We start from the raw sequence: 18,491 nt of genomic DNA on the forward strand, positions 1-18,491 counted from the left end.
TACAGGTGATGACGCTCAAAGCAATACACTAGATCTACTCGCAGGTAAGCTGTACTATGCTTCCAGTCATAGTCGAGGGTTAAACTCCATGAGCGCTCCAGTGGCAGAATTAACAACCGAAAAGGTCAGCGCAGCCATCGCCATCATCTTCGAGGTTCTAGGAGAGCCCGAGACCGACCTTCACCGTCAAGCTCTCCAGTCGTTTCAGCAGGGCGATTACCAGACGGTAAAGCGCCTATCCCTAGAGAACCTAAGCGATTTCTACTGCAAAGCCTTGGGCTACCTTGGCGGGGCGCTCAAACTCACCCCCAATACAGACACCATTCTGGCCGAGTCCGCCAGAGCTGCAGCTGACCATGCTCGCCAAAAGACCCTAGAGCATTTGGGTGCTCAGATCTCACAAGCCTTGAGCTAAAGGCTCGTAGGGTTGAGGCATACATGGTCAGACAGCTCCACCTCAAGGACTCACATTTTATGTATGCAAAGGCTGCACGCTAAACCACTGACTCAAGGTTTAATCAGCATTCAAAAGCTGAAAGCTGAGGTGTTCCGCGTCTGGTGCTGGATACACCGGTCAAACATGGCACAGGTTCAGCCAGAAAACTTCGAGCCAGAGGTTCGTCGTTTATTTGGCGACCTAAGGTTGAAACACACCTGGGAAAAGGCATACAGTCACTTCTTTGTCAGCTGGGTTTTTGACTGTATCTGCGACGGCGACACCTATTTTCAGGTCTTGGATCCTAAGGACTGGTATGACTGGGAATATGAACTACGTCTTTTGACCTTTCAAGCGTTAGCTGCACATCCAAGATCTGAGTCCATGACAAGAAATTCGTACTCGTATATTGCTCGTTACGAAAGAGCGTCATTGGCGGATGGCTTTTTTGCTCTGGCTAAAGAGGCGGTCGAGCGTCAGCAGCAGTACTCAACCAGTAGTACCGTGGTGATACCACAGACTGATCCCCAACCGGATCAAGCCGCCCAGTCTTTACACAGGGTCTCCGCCTGCTGCAGCACCGTCTGAGTTGCCTTCTCCTGCTTATCAGGCGGATAGCCATACTTCTTCAGCAGCCGCTTCACCATCACCCGCAGCTTCGCCCGCACCGCTTCCCGCTCCGTCCAGTCAATCGTCACATTGCCGCGAATCGCCTTAACCAGCTCCTGGGCAATGGTCTTCAGCGTCTCATCCCCCAGCACCTGCACGGCGCTGTCGTTGACCTCTAGGGCATCGTAGAAGGCCAGCTCATCCTCGCTCAGGCCCAGGTCAATGCCTCGGCGGCTGGCCTCGCGCATGTCTTCTGCCAGGTTGATCAGTTCCTGTATCACCTCTGCTGAGGTGATTGTCCGGTTCTGGTAGCGGCGAATGGAGGCTTCCAGCATCTCCGAGAAGTTGCGCGACTGCACCACGTTCTTACGAGAGCGGGCCTTGATTTCGTCATTCAGCAACTTGCGCAGCACCTCCAGGGCCAAGTTTTTCTGGGGCAGGTCGCGCACCTCGGCCAGAAACTGGTCGGAGAGAATAGAGAGTTCGGGCTTGTCGAGGCCTGCGGTCTCGAAGATATCGATCACCTGCTCAGAGGCGACGGAGCGGGAAACAATCTGGCGCACGGCGGCGTCTAGCTCGGCCCGGCTCTTGCCCCCTTCGACGGTGTGCTTGCTCAGCCCCGCCTTCACCGCCTGAAAGAAGCCTACGTCTTCGCGGATGGCCAACGCCGCATCCTCGGCAGCGCAGAGGGCAAAGGCTTTGGAGAGTTCGGTCACGGCTTGAATGTAGCGCTGGGGGCCTTTCACATCTACTGATTCAGGGCGCAGCATCCAATCCATGGCATTGCGGAGGATGGTCAGACGCTGAGGCGGTGGAGCACTGTGGAAAGCGTGGTAGTCAAACCCGTGGAACTGGCCCGCTACGATTTCATACTTCTCCTGCATCAGCGTCAGGGCTTGATCCATGAGAATACCCGCCTGGCCTCGGTCGCGCTCGGTATAGGCTTGCAGAGCTTCTTGCAGGTCCGAGAATATACCAATGTAGTCGACTACCAGGCCCCCCTGCTTGTCACCGAAAACGCGGTTGACGCGGGCGATGGCCTGCATCAGGTTGTGGCCCTTCATGGGCTTATCTACATACATGGTGTGCAGGCAGGGGGCATCAAAGCCAGTGAGCCACATATCCCGCACTATCACCAACTTGAGCGGATCGTTAGGGTCGCGCAGTCGTTTAGCCAGGGCCTCTCGGGCTTTTTTGCTGCGGATATGAGGCTGAAAGTTTTCTGGGTCAGCTGCGCTGCCGGTCATCACCACTTTGATGGTCCCAGTGGCATCATCTTCGCTGTGCCACTTCGGGCGAAGAGCCACCAGCTGATTATAGAGGTCGGCGCAGATGCGGCGGCTCATACAGACGATTAGGCCTTTGCCGTCCATAGAGGCGAGGCGGTTCTCAAAGTGCTGCACGATATCGGCGGCTACTAGAGACAGTCGTTTTGGGGTGCCTACCATGGCTTCGAGCTGCGCCCACTTGCTCTTTAGCTTTGCCTGAGTAGTGGTCTCTTCCCCCTCGGTGACCTCCTCAAAGTCGGGGTCAATGTGGGGGCGTTCGTTATCATCTAGGTCGATTTTGGCCAGGCGGGCTTCGTAGTAGATCTTGACAGTGGCCCCGTCTTCGACGGCTCGCTGGATGTCGTAGATATCGATGTAGTTGCCAAAGATTTGCTTGGTGTTTTTGTCGGCGGCTTCGATGGGAGTGCCGGTAAAGCCGATGAAGGAGGCGTTGGGCAAGGCATCCCGTAGGTATTTTGCGAAGCCGTAGGCGGTGTAGGCTCCTTCTATGCCGGTCTCCTTGTCTTTGGTGGTCACCACACGGGCTTCGAGCCCATACTGGGAGCGGTGGGCCTCATCAGCGATGAAGACAATGTTCCTGCGATTGGAGAGGGTTTCGTACTCGCCGCCCCGTTCCTCAGGGGCAAACTTCTGAATAGTGGTGAAGATAATGCCGCCGGAGGCTACCTGCAGCTTGGCTTGGAGGTCGGCCCGGCCTTCCGCCTGTTGGGGTGTCTGCCGCAGCAGGTCTTGGCATTTGGAGAAGGTGGTGTAGAGTTGGTCGTCCAGGTCGTTGCGGTCGGTGAGCACCACCAAGGTGGGGTTTGCCATGTCCGGATGCTGGATGATCTTTCCGGCATAGAACACCATAGAAAGACTTTTGCCAGACCCCTGGGTATGCCAGATCACCCCGGCTCGCTTGTCGCCCTCGACAGAGGTAGCGCGGATGGTGGCTTCTACGGCTTTGTTGACTGCGTAGTACTGGTGGTAGCCCGCCACCTTTTTGATGAGAGTTTCGCCGTCGCTCTCGAAGACGGTGAAGTAGCGAATCAAGTCGAGGTAGCGCTCGGGATGGAAGACACCCTTAAGAAGAACTTCGAGGGGATTAGTAGATTGAACAGAATAACTTCCTGCTTGTTCAGCAGTAACTGAGCGAAGTCTCTCGGGAGATGAAGCCACACTATCGGCTTCACTCGGAGGATTGCGCCAGGGCATAAAGCGGTCTCGTCCGGAAGTGAGGGTGCCGACTTGGGCATTAATACCATCAGAGATGACGAGCCCCTGGTTATAGATAAATAGGCTAGGGATGTCTCTTTTATAAGTCTGTAGTTGGTTGAATGCTTGATCAATATCGGCGTTCCCGTCAGCGGCATTTTTGAGTTCGATGACAGCGAGCGGAAGCCCATTTAGAAAAAGAACAATATCGGGGCGGCGGTCAGCATATTCGTGAACAGTAAACTGGTTGACAGCAAGCCAGTCGTTATTACTAGGTTGGCAGAAGTCGATAAGCCAAATCTGCTCGTGTACTAGACGTTCTTCATGCTGATAAGAGACAGACACTCCATCTATCAGAAGAGAATGAAATCGCCTATTATTCTCAAAAAGATTTTGAGTCTCAGAGCGTAAAACTTTTTGTATAGCTTCGTCTAAGACAAGAGCTGGCACTTGCGGATTAAGCTTAGTGAGAGCGGAGCGGAGGCGACTTTCAAGAATGACTTCAGAGCGACTTTCACGCTCTACCATAAACTCTGAGGAGTCAAGATTTGAACCTTCAGTAATTGTGTAACCTAGTTGCTCAAGGTAATAAAGTGCAGATTCTTCAACATCAAATTCTGTGAGGCTTTTCATGGCTAGCTACTTCCTCGGCCAGATAAGTCAGGCAGCAAGTTCTTGATTTCATTAATGGCATTGACAAAATCAGCTTTGCTAATTTGATCTTCCCCTAAAGGCACTTCACCAGAACCATCCAAGACCTCATAAAATAGCTCTAGGCAAACATCTCTCCCCCTTTTCTGCTTATAAAAACAAAGTTTTGGATTTCCGATGTCATCCAACCTGAAGTGGACAAAAGGAGTGACACAATAAATATCTTCTCCATGGATTGCTAGGACATTACGACTATTTAGATGATAGGAAACACTGTCCAACTTGTCTGGCATAATATCTTTTGCAGAAAAAGTCCTATTCAAGGAAGCTCCTTTAAAGTCTTCATGCCTAAACGACAAGATGGATTCTTCTTGTGAAACATAACGAGCTAAAGTAATACTACTTATCTCGCTAATACCTTGTAATATATTTAGCACATCACCTTGATACCTAGAAATGGTTTGTCGGCACTGCAAATCTGTTTTGGCAAACGAATGAGAAAATTCATTTCGAACGCGGTTTAATTCTCTCAGCTTGTCCACTACATCATTAGATATATAATTTAAGCATGGAAGAGGATGATTTTTATCAATAGCTAGAGTTATCAACTGCTCAATAATAGAAAGCCGATCATCTATTTTATTGGAAACAATTTGTTTTGGCTTAATTGCCGTTTCTGTCATTGAGAAGCGAAAATGCCTGTATTCACTAACAATTAATGCATATAATAGATATATGATTGATTCCCAAGTATCTTGAAGAAGTTTGAGGCGCTGTTGTTGATTCTCATAACCTCGCTCAAACCTCTCAAAAACAAAAGCTATTGGAGTTGGAAACTTTGAATAAACAAACTCTTTGAACTTCTCAATAGCATCTTGCCTAAACTCTACAAGTGCTGTGTGATACCCGACAGGCTCAACTGTGAACAATATGAAGCTAGGTCTGAACTGGTATCCTCCAATTGCCACATAACCGCCCTCTTGTTCATCGAATTCTTCGTTAAAATCGGAATTTTCCTCATAGCTTATTGTTTCACTATTGTATTCAAACACCGGTGAAAAATCCATTTCCCAACCACCTAGGCATAACCAGATAATAGCTTTGGAAGAAGAGCGTCTCGGATTTTCTGCAATTCCCCTTTTTCGTAAATGTTGGCCTCAATTTTATTTCTCAAAGGCTTGACTAATTTGCAGTAATTGTGGACGACTGAATCTGTTGGATTTAATATCTCAAATTCTTTAAATGCTGAGGAGCCTAGGTTTGGGAAGACAGAACCAGTTGTTTTGGCGAGCAGTCTCTCTAGCCCCAGTTCAATAGTTTGATTGATAAAAATTTGATTATTAGCAAGCCCCCTAATAGCGCAGACTCCACGTCCCAAGCAGTAAATATCATCAGCTATAACGCGACGCCCAGTGGTCGAACCACGTACACAAAAAACTAAATCCCCTAATTGAGTTAAGCGAGTAGGTGCTGTCGTCCACTTTCGCTTAATTAAGAAGTAATCACCAAATTCCACTGGTCCGTTGACAAGGGGTATCCCAATACCATCCTCGTTATATGTATCTCCTTTGGGGGAAGCCCCCATGATAACTTCAGCAAGGTCTCCTAACTTGCCTACCTTCCACCCCTTAGGAATTTCTCCCAAGTTCGAGTCCTCGAAGGAGTCGGGGAAGAGGGCAGCGGTTTCGGCATCCATATCTGCGGGTTGCCGACCATCGAGCTTGGCGCGAACAGGGCCGAAGTCGATGAACCAGGATTTAAAGAGGGCGCGGGCAATGCCTTCCAACGTCCGATTCATCTGCTGGTTGAGTGCGATCTTGTCATCGAGGGTGCCGAGAATATGGGCAATTTCCTTCTGCTCATCCAGTGGAGGGAGGGCAAATCTAAATGCTTTGATTCTGTCAGGAGATGTGTGTTTTACAGTCGTTCCTGTAGCACTTGCTAGAACTTCATGTCGATAGGGATGGCTACAGAGCAAGTAGTAAAGAAATTCTTTATGTAACGGAGCATCTGGATTAACCAAAACTTTTCCAAGTCTTTGGTTATGGAGAAAATGAGAATTTGGAGAAGCCTTGGGAACTAAAGAAGGATAGCCCAATGTGTCTGATACTTTACTCAAATCTGTCATTGTTACTAGCAGATCGCCCTCATCCAACACATAATCCTCAGGTACAGGGCCATCGTAATATTTCAATTTGTCACCCTTGAAACCTCCTCCAATGGCAAAATTTCCGGGAGTCAGCAAAATATCGCCAGGTGGTTCTTCCCTGAAGTACTCACCCTTGAAAGCAAATCCGTGAATAATGTCAATCAGATCTGCGAGTTGAGCTTCCTTCCAGTGGTTAGCTCCCATAACCTAGCCCCTGCAAATTCTCCCGAATCGCCTTCTCCAACCGTGCCGACTCCTCAAACTGCGCTTCCAGCGTCTTCGTCAGCCGAGCCATCTTCTCCTCAAACGGCTCATCGTCCTCCTCCAGTTCTTCGGCCCCCACATAACGCCCCGGCGTCAGCACATAGCCATGCGATGCAATCTCCTCCAGCGTGGCGCTCTTGCAAAACCCCGGTACATCCGCATAAGCCCCTGCCCCTGGCTCTCCCCGCCACGCATGGTACGTTCTAGCAATTCTGCCAATTTCTCCACCATCAGGCTCATCCGTCAGCTCCCGGTGGGTGCGGTCCATCAGCACCCCCAACTTGCGGGCATCAATAAACAGCGTCTCTCCCTGCCGGTTGCGGCAGGGCTGGTGCCCCGCCGTTGGTTTACCCGACTTATCCCGCGCCAAAAACCACAGACAGGCCGGTATCTGCGTCGTGTAAAATAACTGCCCCGGCAGCGCGATCATGCAATCCACCCGGTCATCCGCCACCAGCGCCTTGCGAATCTCCCCTTCCCCCGACTGGTTCGAACTCATCGAGCCATTCGCCAACACAAACCCCGCCATGCCGTTAGGGGCCAGGTGGTGCACCATGTGCTGTACCCAGCCATAGTTGGCGTTGCCCTTGGGTGGGGTGCCATACTGCCAGCGCACATCCTCCGCTAGCTTGTTATTCCACCAGTCGCTAATGTTAAACGGCGGATTTGCCAGAATATAGTCAGCCTTCAGGTCTGGGTGTAGGTTGCTGGTAAAGCTGTCGGCATTGCGGTCGCCAATGTTGCCCTCAATGCCGCGAATCGCCAGGTTCATCAAACACAGCCGTCGCGTCGTCGGGTTCGACTCTTGCCCATAAATGGCAATGTCGCTCTTTACCCCGCCGTGGGCTTCCACAAACTTCTCTGACTGCACAAACATACCGCCCGAGCCGCAGCAGGGGTCATACACCCGCCCCTTATAGGGCTGCATCACCGCTACCAGCAGCTTCACCACCGACTGTGGCGTATAAAACTCGCCGCCGCCCTTGCCCTCCTTCTCCGCAAACTGGCCCAAAAAATACTCATACACCCGCCCCAGAATGTCCTTAGAGCGGCTGGCCTTATCCCCCAATCCAATCGTGCTGATCAGGTCGATCAGTTCCCCCAGGCGGGTCTTATCCAAGTCTGGACGGGCATAGCCGGTAGGCAGCACCCCCTTCAGCCGCTTAGGGTTCTCCTTCTCAATCGCCAGCATTGCCTCATCAATAATCTTGCCGATGGTGGGCTGCTTAGCGCTGGCTTGAATGTGGCTCCACCGGGCTTCTTTCGGCACCCAGAAGACATTCTCCGCCATGTACTCGTCCCGGTCTTCGGGGTCGGTGTAGTCGGTGTCGGCCCGCGCCGCCAGGTCGTCGTACAGCTCCTGAAATGCATCGGAGATGTACTTGAGGAAGATCAGCCCCAGGGTGACGTGCTTGTACTCGGCCGCATCCATGTGGCCGCGCATCTTGTCAGCAGCGGCCCAGAGGGTCTGCTCAAAACCCAGGTGGGTTCCGTTACTAGGTTGGCCATTAGCTCCGTTTTTCTTGCCGCGCGGCATTCACTCAATCCTTATCGCTGGTCGATCTAACCCACCATACTCCGTTGGCGAGGCAGGTATTTCCACTGATAGTTCCCGTTCTAGTTCCAAATACAGTCCCAGCTAACGAGTTCTTTATTTTTCAGCGAAAACTTTACCTGACTACAGAGCAACCAGGCAATTAACCAACCCTAATTCTTAAATTAACTAAGTGGCTGGGCATACTACAGAGCTAAATACTCATCGTATCCGACTCCATTTCCCGCTTGATTTCTTCCCAAAGCTCTGGCCTAGTATCACGAAGGGCATCTGTGCTTGTCATGAGCAGAGATAAAAACACTGAAAGCTGCACTGCCTCAAGTCGCTTGTAGGTTTTCTCGGCCAGAGTCCTTGCTCTATAAGCACACGCCCCTGAGTGAACCGTATACACAGTAGTCCAATCCAGGTCAGTGATAGGTACGCCATACACCTCTCGCCGAGACTGGATCCTGACCGGGTAAAGCGCTACAGCAAGGTCTGAGTCCTCAATGATCCCACCACAAGAGGAACACCTCAAAAATAGTTTTAGGTTGGCTGCGTCTCCATCCCATTCAACAAATAATCTCAGCATTGGGCTAGATCCCTACAAATATCCGATTTTGGGATATTTTAACCGCTGATTGTAGCTTGCTCGTCATGAGCAGCTCAGTCTATTCACTTCGTTACCAACAGTTCCTCGCTCGGCTGAAAGCTGCCCGCCTAGATGCCAACCTCACCCAGCAGCAGGTTGCTGCCCGCCTCAGCGTCCCTCAGTCCTTCATTTCCAAGTGCGAGTCCGGCGAGCGACGCGTCGACGTCATCGAGCTCCTTGAGTTTGCGTCCATCTACAACAAGCCTCTCGTGTACTTCGTAGACTTCGAAAGCCCCTCTGGATAAGGCTTTAGAAAGCCGAGTGAGTTTTGAAGTTGAACTGCCCCCAGAAAATTGAGTACCCTTGTATCAAGTAACTAGAGGTATCCCATGGTGGCAGAAGAGCTTGAGGATGTCATGAATCGCTTAGTCGATCAGCTTTCAGAATTTTGCTCGCAAGGTCAGATCAACGAAGCCCAAGAGCTCATTGAAAGCTTTTGTACCAGGTTGGCTGAAGACACGGCTAGTTGGCAAGGCAATGACGTAGGCTATGTGCCGACCCTATTTGACTGGGAACCTCAGCCATACCGCTTCATACCTGGAGAACCAGTAGACCCTACCAAATTCGATACATCTAATATCGTGAGCATATTAGATCCAAACTTCCATCCCCATCACCCCAGCTCCCAAAATCCCCCTAGGTAAACCCTTCGACCATTTATGCAGAATTACGGCTGCAAAAGAGGCTGCGCAGGTGCACGAGCTATCACAGCTTTCTTAGAAGTCACCAGAATCAGAGAAATGCATCGATTTTTGTGCAGCCTTAAGGGTACTTCGAACAACCTCATAGCGTAAAAACCCAGGATGAGCCATGAGTGATGCCACTCGAGCTTCCGATGGATATTGGTTTGTTTTTTGTAGTTTGGTAACGATTTGCCTTACATCCTCACAAGAGGCTTTTATATTTTCCTCCTTTGCCTTCCGCCGGTAGGCTCTGTAGCGATTCGATATCTCATGACTTAGCTCTGGCAAGTGCCTCAATATCGTTCTTCTATCTTGCTTAAGCTGCCGAGCGACCTCCTCCAAGGAGGGAAAAGGGCCAGTTTCAATGGATAACAACGCCCGAAGGTGCTTTTCGACTGTAACTCTAGGAAAACTTCTTGGATTCTGTCTAGAAGTTTTATGCTCTTGGAATATTGTTGATTTCAGCACAGTACGTGGTGGAAACTTTAAATCCTCATCGCAGAAAAGATTTAGAGGACTGACTCCTAATTTGTGGCAAATGTCTAATACGGATCTGAGAGTAGGATTATTTTCGCCATTACACCAAAGCCAAAGAGTATTTCTAGGTAATCCTAATTGTCTTGCCATCTCTGCAATATTACCGTCAGCAAAATGACTAACAGCATTCGATAATCCTTTAGCCAACTTTTTCCTAGAAGGTTTGAGCACGCTACTGTCAGCAGCCAAAATTTCACCCACAGAGTTTGAGATCCAAAGCTGTCGACTTAACTGTCTATCATCTCGACATCCCTCTTCTATGATAAGTTGACTCTGCTCTAGGCCCAACCACGACGAGCAGTGAGAGCAATACCCTGGTCGACCCTGCCAAGTCAAAAAAATGCTTGATTTACTACAGGTATTACAGTTTTCTTGTAGATAAAGACGATGCCTATTGCAAACCTTGACAGCTTCAACTGTCCAGAGCAACGCTTCATAAACTTCAAGCCCTCGGTTTCTAAGTTCTTGCAAACAGCAAGGACACCAAACTCTGTGGGATCGCAAGAGATTTCTTGTAGTAAGAACCTCAGCCCAAGGTACTAAGGTGATTCTGGAAAGAGCATCTCGATGCGTAAGGTTTTCTAAACAGAAAATCAAGTCTTGAGCCATAGTGCCCGGCCCATTTATAGCAGCAGTATAGTTATAAATTTTGTGCAGCGTTGCACTTCCATGCTCTTTCCCTAGCATAGGTTGCACTAGCTTCTCAAGCAATGCTCCTGCAGGTACACAATGAGCCATAGCTAAACGGCATATGAAGCTAGTTAGATTTTCTGCGTAGGCAGTATCAATACCTTTAGGAAGAATATGGTAGAGCCTACTCATAGGTTTTGAGGCTAGACCTATCGCCATTGAGTCTAGGTCCAAACTCACGTTTAAGTTTGATGTGGGCGAAGACATTACGACAACACCTCAAACCCACTCATTATCTTGAAGAAACTGCTCAAGCTTTTCTCGAGGTTCAACTTGCAAAATTGCTCTAGGAGTATTTAGATAGGGTGCTATACGACTAGGGGTGGGTCTAACACCTTTGCTATGAAGAGATTGAGCAATTTGCTTCATCTCTTCAAAAAGTTTCTCCACCCTCTTGTCTTTCTTTTGTGTTCTAAACTGGAAATAATTATTAGATACCTGTCTACAAAGTTTTTTTTCATAGCTTTTCAGTGTATGTGAATCTATACCTGACTCACTAGCGACATCTTCCAAAGGCTTCGGAGGATATTCATTTAAAGCCCTTTCTAATATTTCTCGAATATGCTCTGACTGCTTTTCGTTCAAAAATTCTTTGTGCTTTTTAGCTATTTCTTTGCACGTCTCAGAATCATAGTGATAAAGGATTGAGCTTGTACGGTACTTCAATCGGGCTGCAATATCATTAACTGATGGAGGCGGATTTTCTAAAAGCGCCATCTTCAACACTGATGTGGCTAATTTTTGCTTTTGAGTAACTCGCCGAGAGGATACATGAATAGTAGATTTCTTGTTTGCATGTTTTTGAGTCTCGACTACCCGATAGTTTTTCTCAATAGCCTCGGTATCAACAGTCTCAAATAAGGTGGGAAAGTCAATTTTAAGCTTGTAGCAGATATTTATCATTGAACCTAACGTTGGAGTACTATGGCCTTTACGCCATCTCTCAACCTGAGTAATGCTGGTTCCTAAAACTTGAGCTAGATACGAAAATTTGCCACTTGACACACCTTCTACAAAGTGACACAAATGATTTGCAATGAAAAATCTAATCTTGTCTGTAAATTGATCAGGTGGAATACAAAATAAATCATTAACACATTTAATGCAGTGAAGTTGTTCTTCACTTTCAACGGCTTTGGGTCTTAACTCAAGCGATGTAGATATGTAAGCACTTGCTCCTAGCCACTCCCGGCATTTCGAGCAAAATCCTGGTCTGCTATGCCATGAAAGGGGTCTATTTGTTTTTTGACAATGAGGACAAACATTGGAAAGAGGAATCTTGTGCTTAGAACATAATTTAAGTACGTCTAAACTCCAATTAAGGGGCTCATACAAGACACTAGAATTGTCAAGTAGTTCTTCAAAACAGATAGAACACCAGGCTCTTTGCTGCTTTAACAGATTCTTAAGAGGGATAGCCTTTTGCCAGCTCAGCAAAGTTAGTTGAGATAGATCTGTTCTACAAGTAAGCTCCTCAACAGCATTAACCATTCCAGAAGCCCAATCACCAAACCCATTAACCGCACGAGTTTGATTCGCAAATATTTTATCTAACCCTCCTGCACGAGACTCTCCGAGAGAACTATATTCAGGTTTTACTAAAGGAGCAATTTCTCTCATCACCAAAAGCCCTGTAGGCACACAATGTGCTTCAGACAACCTTGAAATATAGCTAATTAAGCTTTCGACGTTTGGAAGGCCGCAGCCAATAGGTTGTATTGAATAGAGCCTGCTAACTTGCTGGTTCTGATTAATGCCAGTGCTACTAATAGAGTTAGTGTTATTCATCAACATGACTCTTTCTACGAACTGGATTTGGAGTTCCTACCCTTCTGCCTCTCTTACTGGGCGTAGACTTTTTTTCAGGTTCTTTGGTGAACTTCTCGTCTAATTCTAAAAGTTCTCTAAGTCTATCAACTTTTGATGGAGACTCTTCCATCGACTGCTCACCTTCAATAATTTCAATAGCAATTTTCTGACATTGATCGACTGTTAAAGCTGTATTTTCTAAGTGAGTTTTTGTGATTTTCTCGCTTCCTTCATCCAAGGCATAATTTAATGCTCTACTAAGCCAATCCTTTAATATACCAACGCACCCCAGTGATCTCTCATAACAATATTTCCACTCAGAATCCAAATCATTTTCTTGAGCCATAGGCATAAAAAGAAAACCTAAAGAGTGGAGAACTTTTCGGAAATTTTTTTTATCGCTTTCGAAGTTTGCCGTATAACGTGAAAAATGAACTTCTTGATTCCTTCTACTTAGCTGAGCACTAAGGTTGCGCATCATTAAAAGTTCATAGGTTCCTATTAAAACATGAGGAATTTTAGTTATATTTGCAATGGACTTTAAACAGTCCATATTATCTTGCAGTCGCCTGCCGCTAGACATCTTCTGAATGTGCTGCGCTTCATCTAAGATAACCGCGTAAGGCTGACGATGCCATAAAGCGTTTTCTTGGGCATGGCGTAGTCTGTTTGTTGATGTAGTAGGCTTAACTTTTATTTTCCCATTTGCGTCTCTATAAATTTCTTGAGTTGAATAGTCAATCTTATAGTCAATTAATGGCTCTTCCATTTTTATAAGAGCACGATAGTAATAATCTTTCCAATCAAAAATCCCTGAAGATGGGGAGGCTGCTTCTAGTGAAACAACAGGTATTCTTCCTGGATGAAAATTCTTATCTTCAAGAGATCTCTTAAATAGCATTTCTTCAATTTGTGGTATTAAAGTAGACTTTCCAACTCCTGTAGGTCCGATCACGGTGATAATTGAAGATTGAGAGCTCGGATTAATTATTAATTTGTAAACCTTCTGGGCAACTTCTGACAACTTTACATGGTTCACTATGACGCCTTGAAAATATCGACTTCTTTCAACCTTGTCAGCTTTTAGCAAGTCTTCAGGAAACAGTCGGGTCATATCTAAATAAGCTCCAAAGGTTGAAATATATAAGAGTCGTCATCATCTTGAATTTCTTCTTTTTTGTCCTTATTGTACATATCTAGCGTTTTTTCATCAGAAGATTCATCACTTTTTTCAACTTCAATAAATCCATTAAAATCTTTTTCTGAATCTTCTGAAATTCGTTGGCTTTCTAAGTCTTTGAGCCGCTGCTTTAAAAAAGCTTCTTCGGCTTCAATCTTTTTCAAGAAGTTGCCAATTGCTGAAGCATTAAGCTTCAGTTTTTTATTACTTCTTTCATTTCTCTTTTGACACTCAGCCGAAACCATTTGTATTTCTTTCTCTGACCTACCTTTGAAGATGCTGTAAAGCTCGCTTCTACATTCAACCCATCGACCTTTCAAGAATGCATAAGCTATGCCTCTATCGAATGGATCATATCGAACGTCTACATCTGCTCCTTCTAATTCAGGATCTCTAAAGTCGTTAGCCCAGTAGTAAATATTTTGAATCCGAATACCTCTACTTGTTCGGACTCTTGCAGTGCCTTTTCTTGGCCCAGGCATGGTGATAATTTTCAAATTTCGGTCGTACACTATAAATTTGTGATCTCTAGAGCCAAATTTTGCTACGCCATTTTGCCATGCCTCTTGAGGAGTTATTCCAAGAGCACTATGAAAATTCGCATCGTAAACTTCGTATGCCCAGATGCTTAAACAGGTATACAGATCGCCTAAATTCCACGTGGATAGATCTTTAGGATTATTAGATTTTGTAGTTACTCTAACGTCTTTCGTGATTTGAGTATTTCCAGATAAGTTATAAATTAGCTGTCTAGAGCAAGTGCCAAATAAACGTTCACACACCGAGCCAAATCGTGATTTTGACGGTGGCCTATACTTGATTGTAGAACCCAGATAAATTAGGAGAGTTTCATAATAAATACTATGAAATTCAGCACCATTGTCAGTAACAATGATCTGAGGCAAACGTCCGTGCCTTTGAATGCAAACTCTAATTACCATCATGCAGGAGCGGTATGATGGTGAATCGAAAGTTATATAAAGAGCAAGAAATCTCCTTGTATTAGCATCTGTTAAAATTGTGAGCCATGGTTTACCCAGGTTCTTTCCTGTGCTAGAGCATCTGAGTTCTATATCTAATTCTGTATGGTCTATGTGGCCAATCTCAAGTGGCCTATCTCCATGACTGGGCACGTTGAATTCTAGTTTATACTGAAACTCTTGATGCTTGTACGCTGCTTTATGTCCTCTTCTTTTCATTTCTTGTTCATAAATAGGTCTTTTTTTAACTTCTTTAGAAAAAGTCTTATAGCTTGGAATATCATCAATAGAAAATCCTTTCTCTTTACATGCATGAATGAAACAACTATAGGCACTCATAATTGTCGATTGCTTAGAGTTTTCATACACTTGAGCAATAATCTGTCCCATTAAATCTATTTTTTCTTCAAGTATTTTTCTTGTTCTATTTCCTTTTTTGTGATTTTTCGGGAGTAGGCCTATAAGCCCTACTCCACACTTTTTTTCAGCCAGCTTAAAGCTCCTCTTCCATTTTCTTATTGTCTCTGTTGCGCAATTCCCTTCGATATTTCCTTGAATACAGTTAAAACGCATGTTAGCTATTGCTAAGTCACCCTTGCTTGCTCTAGACAAGCACTCGAAAATCTCACTTTTACTAGATATTTCTGATTGAGAATTTAATGATTTAATCTTTCCTTGAGTAATTAACAACTCAATTTCTGAGATTTTGTGTTCAAGGAATTGTTGGTTTTCATCCATAAGAACTATATTCTCAGAACCAACAAAACGAATGGCTAGCTCTTTATTCTCATAGAGTAATGTTTCTCCTGGCTGAAGCTTTACCTGAGAAAACTGGGCTGTTTGGAAGCTGTTCATTGAGTCAATACTTATTCTGTAAGCTATTGATACTTCCTTATTGGAAAAAAGAAGGCATTTTTCAGATTCCACTAATGGCGCAACACTTAGATCTATATATATTTCTCTTTGGGCGATTAAGGAATAAATTAGATCCTTGAGAAAATTGTTTTTATGGCTGAATACTTCAGCCAGGCTTATGCCAGGATTCCCGGAAATTAATGATATTAGAAGCTCTTTTTCTTCTCTTCTATCTGCTTGATCACTGGAGAAATAGTCATCAAGAAAAATTAAATTCCTGTAAAGAATCCAATCGATCTCTGAGTCTGACCAAACATGAAAATCCAACCCCTTTTTTGTTGCGTATTCTTCACCTGGCGCAAAATGCCATTTCTGCTCATCTCCGAAGTAATACCGTTTTGGGTTTTTTGAGTGAAGTTTCTCTAGATCTTTTTCGGTCTTGCATTCAATCCAACCTGCACAGTCACTCCAAAGTACAAAAAAATCTGGAGTTCCCAAGTAAACTACTTTCTTACCTTGACTGGTTTCGGAAGAGAACTTGATCTGATTTGGCTGATCGTAATACTCTAAAACGCTGTCGTCGTATTCTAATTTATAAATTACCGGCAATTCGTTTTTATGAGATTCAAATTGGATTGAGACACCCATCTTTCGACTTGGATATTGCCCGCATACATTTTTATAACCGCCTCCAACCTTTCGAGATGGTTGGGATGCTCTGATTTTACTTATCTCTTCTTTTGCCTCGACTGAGAGCTTGATACGGCTGCACCAAGAATTAAATCCTAGCTCAGTTAACATGATTTTCCCTACTCGGTATCAGGGGAGATTAGTCGATAAAAAGCTACTTGTCAATCTTTTTGGAGTTATGTAAACGACCTTTTTTAGCCAAGATCGCAAAGTTATACAATCGTGTATATACGATTGTATAACTTTGTCCTTAAAAGCCATTTTTTGACCGATTAAAAAGTTGATTTTTTCAATTCTTCAAAAGTAAAATGTTTTTCTTTTTCAGATTTATGTGTGTTGGGAGATTTCAATAGGAAATTCAAATTAATATGTAATTTGCCATGCTTGGCTTAATCTGATTGTCTGATACATTGTTTGCACGCTTCTAGCAGCAATGTTAAAGATGTGAAGCATTAGATCTGGATAATTAGAAGTAGTCATAATTGCCGAGCTTCTAAACGTTTACAGTCAGAGCTAATCTGTAGGTTGGTAGTAAACAGCGTTTTATGGGATGGAACAACCACTATTCCCTCATAACTACACCCTTGTGCTATTCCAGGGCTACATTGAGTAGCTCAGTTTTCACGCTAGTAAGAATTAATTTGCTTATGGAGGACATTGATTAGATAGACATACCTCCTAGGGGCGATAGATGATGGCAACGACGGCAATAAAGTCGAGCCGCTTTAATGCCAGGGCAGAGGTGCTAATAAGTGCTTCGAGGTAAAAACTAATCTCGAATTTAGAAAGAATTTTTTGACTTTAAACTTCGATCTGTATTGCTAGGAAGTAGGCGTCTCATCAGTGATGACGTCTACGCTGCTTAACACTTCTGACATTGGCTAGCACGAGATTGTAGCGCTAGGTGCTTTTATGCCACCCAAAGCGTGAACGGCTCGCAGAGTTGGGCTTTGCCCTGAGGTGACCACAGTGACCGTATCTTTGTCGAGTGTTGCCAGAGCCATACATCAAATCTGTCGAAGCAGTTTCTAAACCGAATGGAGCAGTGATGGAATTGACTGAGTACAATTACTCACCATCAAGCCAAGATTGAGAACTTGGATAGAGAAGAGTCCTTCTAAATTCTCGGTACGCTTATGCTTCCAAATTAAACTATCGGTACGCTTATGCTTCCAGGAGGCATTGAATTCTTGACGGTGTTACAATGCTTTCAGCGCTCTCTAGGACCCACTTATGGTTCCATGCGCGGCGCAGTTATGAGTAAACCCACAGCAGCGAGCCCTATAAATTGGGCGCGCCGAGGATCACAGTGGCAGAACTCTTTATCGCTGCCGATACTAAAAACTAAGGCTAGAACATTACTACCGCAGAGCAATCCAAAGAAAAGGGATCGGCGGACGTTCCACCGATCCCTCTATTGCTGGTTCAGAGCAGGAGGTCTAGTAACCTAGAATGCGTAGCCTAGACCGACAGAGCCATTGACTTGGGTGTTGTCATAGAACGACACGTTGACACCACCATTGGCTACGATGCGCTCGGTGATGCGGTAGTCAACCCCACCGGTAAGCATGGGACCAACCTGGGTAGAGCCTTCGGTAGAAACCGACAGGCCAGCGCCAACGTAGGGCAGTATACGACCGTTGTCGGTAATGGCGTTGAAGTCGTAGGTCACGGGCAACAGGAAGACGGTTTCACCATCGTCGCCATTGAAGTCGAGGTCGCTGATGACACCGGGGCGCACTGAGATGTTGTCGGCTACAGTAACCTTGCTGTTGATAGAGAGGCCAATATCGTCACTGATGCCGACGCCTGCGCCGATGTAGTTGAGGTCAGTGCTGGCATTCTGGGCATTAGCGGCCATGGGAAGGGCAGCCATAGAAGCAGCGGTAAGACTCAAGGCGATCGCAGCGATAGAACGGGTTTTCATGGTCATTCTCCAAATGCAAACTGTGTGTTGTTGACGGTCTTTTGTTGAGAAGCCCACCCAAAACGGCCAATGCGATGTATGAGTCGATGCCATTAGGTCGGGATGGGTCTGGCAGAGAAGCAGTTGTCTTCGCTTTCGCCATGACACTGTTGTAGCGCTAGGGGCTAGGCACCCCTTAGCGAGGCCATGACACTTTATGGAGTGGGTGACACTGGCCTAACAGTCGAGGAGACCTCGCTAGTAAGCAGAATCCTTTTATTCACAAGCATTTTCAGCTTTAGAACCAGCAAAAATGAGCACTCAAGCCTTTGCCCCACTCGTCTCAATTAAGGGGATATGGCAGGCAGACCGTCCAACTGGCA

Annotated in this window: 13 protein-coding genes; 4 read left to right on the plus strand and 9 right to left on the minus strand. The window is 45.9% G+C overall.

What is annotated here, in order from left to right; all coding sequences use genetic code 11:
* Window positions 1–88 precede the first annotated feature (88 nt).
* Both H6G07_RS05180 and H6G07_RS05185 read left to right on the plus strand, forming a co-directional pair.
* Window positions 89–415 (plus strand): hypothetical protein, encoded by a 327-nt coding sequence (locus H6G07_RS05180; protein WP_073607239.1) that lies wholly within the window; start codon window positions 89–91, stop codon window positions 413–415.
* 63 nt (window positions 416–478) lie between these two features.
* Window positions 479–1,024: a hypothetical protein gene (locus H6G07_RS05185; RefSeq protein WP_139296926.1), complete on the plus strand. Its 546-nt coding sequence runs from the start codon at window positions 479–481 to the stop codon at window positions 1,022–1,024.
* On the opposite strand, the gene H6G07_RS05190 is transcribed toward H6G07_RS05185, so the two are convergent.
* The 4 genes from H6G07_RS05190 to H6G07_RS05205 are packed head-to-tail and all read right to left on the minus strand — an operon-like array spanning window position 973 to window position 8,129.
* Window positions 973–4,161, minus strand: a complete 3,189-nt coding sequence (locus H6G07_RS05190) for a type I restriction endonuclease subunit R (RefSeq protein ID WP_073607238.1) — start codon at window positions 4,159–4,161, stop codon at window positions 973–975. The genes H6G07_RS05185 and H6G07_RS05190 overlap by 52 nt on opposite strands.
* A 2-nt stretch (window positions 4,162–4,163) precedes the next feature.
* Window positions 4,164–5,246, minus strand: coding sequence for a hypothetical protein (locus tag H6G07_RS05195; RefSeq protein ID WP_073607237.1), 1,083 nt, complete (start codon window positions 5,244–5,246; stop codon window positions 4,164–4,166).
* An 11-nt stretch (window positions 5,247–5,257) separates the two neighbouring features.
* A complete protein-coding gene (locus H6G07_RS05200) occupies window positions 5,258–6,532 on the minus strand; it encodes a restriction endonuclease subunit S (RefSeq protein ID WP_073607236.1) in 1,275 nt (424 codons plus the stop codon).
* Window positions 6,522–8,129, minus strand: coding sequence for a class I SAM-dependent DNA methyltransferase (locus tag H6G07_RS05205; protein WP_073607235.1), 1,608 nt, complete (start codon window positions 8,127–8,129; stop codon window positions 6,522–6,524). Before H6G07_RS05205 ends, H6G07_RS05200 begins: the two co-directional genes overlap by 11 nt.
* Window positions 8,130–8,783: 654 nt before the next feature.
* On the opposite strand from H6G07_RS05205, the gene H6G07_RS27005 reads away from it, so the two are divergent.
* Both H6G07_RS27005 and H6G07_RS05215 read left to right on the plus strand, forming a co-directional pair.
* Window positions 8,784–9,023, plus strand: coding sequence for a helix-turn-helix domain-containing protein (locus H6G07_RS27005; RefSeq protein WP_073607233.1), 240 nt, complete (start codon window positions 8,784–8,786; stop codon window positions 9,021–9,023).
* An 84-nt stretch (window positions 9,024–9,107) separates the two neighbouring features.
* Window positions 9,108–9,422, plus strand: a complete 315-nt coding sequence (locus H6G07_RS05215) for a hypothetical protein (protein ID WP_073607232.1) — start codon at window positions 9,108–9,110, stop codon at window positions 9,420–9,422.
* 72 nt (window positions 9,423–9,494) lie between these two features.
* Here the strand turns inward: H6G07_RS05215 and H6G07_RS05220 are convergent, their stop codons facing one another.
* The 5 genes from H6G07_RS05220 to H6G07_RS05240 form a co-directional block, all read right to left on the minus strand.
* A complete protein-coding gene (locus tag H6G07_RS05220; RefSeq protein ID WP_084172890.1) occupies window positions 9,495–10,895 on the minus strand; it encodes a TniQ family protein in 1,401 nt (466 codons plus the stop codon).
* A 12-nt stretch (window positions 10,896–10,907) separates the two neighbouring features.
* Complete coding sequence (locus H6G07_RS05225; protein ID WP_171972960.1) at window positions 10,908–12,476, minus strand: TniQ family protein; 1,569 nt, start codon at window positions 12,474–12,476, stop codon at window positions 10,908–10,910.
* Window positions 12,469–13,611, minus strand: coding sequence for an AAA family ATPase (locus H6G07_RS05230; RefSeq protein ID WP_073607229.1), 1,143 nt, complete (start codon window positions 13,609–13,611; stop codon window positions 12,469–12,471). The genes H6G07_RS05225 and H6G07_RS05230 overlap by 8 nt, the downstream gene beginning before the upstream one ends.
* A 2-nt stretch (window positions 13,612–13,613) precedes the next feature.
* Window positions 13,614–16,313 (minus strand): TnsB C-terminal domain-containing protein, encoded by a 2,700-nt coding sequence (locus H6G07_RS05235; protein WP_084172889.1) that lies wholly within the window; start codon window positions 16,311–16,313, stop codon window positions 13,614–13,616.
* Window positions 16,314–17,649: 1,336 nt separating this feature from the next.
* The gene (locus H6G07_RS05240) at window positions 17,650–18,129 is read right to left on the minus strand and encodes a hypothetical protein (protein WP_199311920.1); all 480 of its coding nucleotides are present in this window, start codon (window positions 18,127–18,129) and stop codon (window positions 17,650–17,652) included.
* Window positions 18,130–18,491: the final 362 nt, after the last annotated feature.

The organism is Phormidium tenue FACHB-1052 (genome assembly GCF_014696675.1).
GTDB lineage: Bacteria > Cyanobacteriota > Cyanobacteriia > Phormidesmidales > Phormidesmidaceae > Nodosilinea > Nodosilinea tenuis_A.

What these genes read in the sequence shown, in the direction of transcription:
- H6G07_RS05235 (WP_084172889.1), bottom strand. Translation starts at nt 16,313, where the DNA reads ATGTTAACTGAGCTAGGATTTAATTCTTGGTGCAGCCGTATCAAGCTC.
- H6G07_RS27005 (WP_073607233.1), top strand. Translation starts at nt 8,784, where the DNA reads ATGAGCAGCTCAGTCTATTCACTTCGTTACCAACAGTTCCTCGCTCGG.
- H6G07_RS05225 (WP_171972960.1), bottom strand. Translation starts at nt 12,476, where the DNA reads ATGAATAACACTAACTCTATTAGTAGCACTGGCATTAATCAGAACCAG.
- H6G07_RS05200 (WP_073607236.1), bottom strand. Translation starts at nt 6,532, where the DNA reads ATGGGAGCTAACCACTGGAAGGAAGCTCAACTCGCAGATCTGATTGAC.
- H6G07_RS05240 (WP_199311920.1), bottom strand. Translation starts at nt 18,129, where the DNA reads ATGAAAACCCGTTCTATCGCTGCGATCGCCTTGAGTCTTACCGCTGCT.
- H6G07_RS05215 (WP_073607232.1), top strand. Translation starts at nt 9,108, where the DNA reads ATGGTGGCAGAAGAGCTTGAGGATGTCATGAATCGCTTAGTCGATCAG.
- H6G07_RS05205 (WP_073607235.1), bottom strand. Translation starts at nt 8,129, where the DNA reads ATGCCGCGCGGCAAGAAAAACGGAGCTAATGGCCAACCTAGTAACGGA.
- H6G07_RS05220 (WP_084172890.1), bottom strand. Translation starts at nt 10,895, where the DNA reads ATGTCTTCGCCCACATCAAACTTAAACGTGAGTTTGGACCTAGACTCA.
- H6G07_RS05185 (WP_139296926.1), top strand. Translation starts at nt 479, where the DNA reads ATGCAAAGGCTGCACGCTAAACCACTGACTCAAGGTTTAATCAGCATT.
- H6G07_RS05195 (WP_073607237.1), bottom strand. Translation starts at nt 5,246, where the DNA reads ATGGATTTTTCACCGGTGTTTGAATACAATAGTGAAACAATAAGCTAT.
- H6G07_RS05230 (WP_073607229.1), bottom strand. Translation starts at nt 13,611, where the DNA reads ATGACCCGACTGTTTCCTGAAGACTTGCTAAAAGCTGACAAGGTTGAA.
- H6G07_RS05190 (WP_073607238.1), bottom strand. Translation starts at nt 4,161, where the DNA reads ATGAAAAGCCTCACAGAATTTGATGTTGAAGAATCTGCACTTTATTAC.
- H6G07_RS05180 (WP_073607239.1), top strand. Translation starts at nt 89, where the DNA reads ATGAGCGCTCCAGTGGCAGAATTAACAACCGAAAAGGTCAGCGCAGCC.